Origin of the sequence: Komagataeibacter oboediens, from assembly GCF_003207815.1 — a bacterium.
GTDB lineage: Bacteria > Pseudomonadota > Alphaproteobacteria > Acetobacterales > Acetobacteraceae > Komagataeibacter > Komagataeibacter oboediens.
Genome location: NZ_NKTX01000202.1, coordinates 1 through 1,168, shown reverse-complemented (window position 1 = coordinate 1,168; position 1,168 = coordinate 1). Strand labels below are relative to the sequence as shown.

Annotated in this window: 1 protein-coding gene; it reads right to left on the bottom strand. The window is 46.2% G+C overall.

The window, feature by feature from the left end:
• Positions 1-96 precede the first annotated feature (96 nt).
• Positions 97-1,083, bottom strand: coding sequence for a UDP-glucose 4-epimerase GalE (galE, locus tag CFR80_RS18285; protein WP_110507860.1), 987 nt, complete (start codon positions 1,081-1,083; stop codon positions 97-99).
• Between the last annotated feature and the right edge of the window lie 85 nt (positions 1,084-1,168).

The following is a 1,168-nucleotide window of genomic DNA, read 5'->3' as shown; positions in this document are numbered from 1 at the left end:
GGTGTTCATCGCCAGCTCCCACTACAGCTGGTCTTCCATGAATCACCGATCGCATCCGTTGGGAATCCTTATTCCAAATTTTCTACCAAAGTAGTGCTAGTCATAATAGCCATCCGGATGCTTCTCGCGCCAGGCCAAGGCAGTCTCCACGATAGCATCAATATCCCGATAATGTGGGAGCCACCCGGTTTCCTGATGCATGCGGGAAGCATCAGCGATCAAAACAGCAGGATCGCCTCGTCGGCGATCTGCCCACTCCCAGGAGACTTTGCGACCGCTGACGCGCTCGACACTTTTGACAACATCCAGATTGGTAAAGCCAATTCCATTTCCCAAATTATAGGAAACTGAAGATTCATCCAACTTATCAATAACTCGGATATGCGCATCAGCTAAATCCGTAACATGAACATAATCACGCACACAAGTGCCATCGCGCGTATCATAATCGCTGCCAAATATTTTAAGTAATTTATTCCTTCCGAGCGCTACGTCGATAGTTAAAGGAATCAAGTGATTTTCCGGCCGATGATCTTCACCAATACGTCCTTGAGGATCCGCACCGGCAGCATTAAAATACCTTAGGCAAGCACTTCGCATTCCATAAATACGGTCTGCCCAGCTCAACGTCTTTTCAATAAAAAACTTGCTATCTCCGTATGGAGAACTCGGATTTATAACGGTGCTTTCCGATGCTTTTGTTGATTTTATTTCTTCTCCAAATAAAGCCGCTGTAGAAGAAAAAACGAACCGCCTGACATTACAATCCACGCAAGATTCAATAACGTTAAGAGAGTTCATCGCATTATACCGCAAGTAATGGAATGGGGTCCGCATGGAATCTCCCACCGATGAAAGCGCAGCAAAATGCAAGACTACATCCCAGTTTTCTGAAGCTATAGCGTTACGAGTGGCCGTAATATCTGCCAGGTCAATATTCCAGAAACGTGCTCCTTCAGGAATGGCAGATAAATGACCAGTACTAAGATTATCGAGAACAACGACATCATGGCCTGCATCCAATAAACTGATTACAACGTGGCTACCTACATAACCAGCTCCACCCGTAATACCAACGGTTATGGGCACTGACCTGTGTGAGCCCACTTTCTAAGACCGATGGATCGAATGGTGTCAGGCAAGGCGGCAAGATTATTCCAAGCGGAAC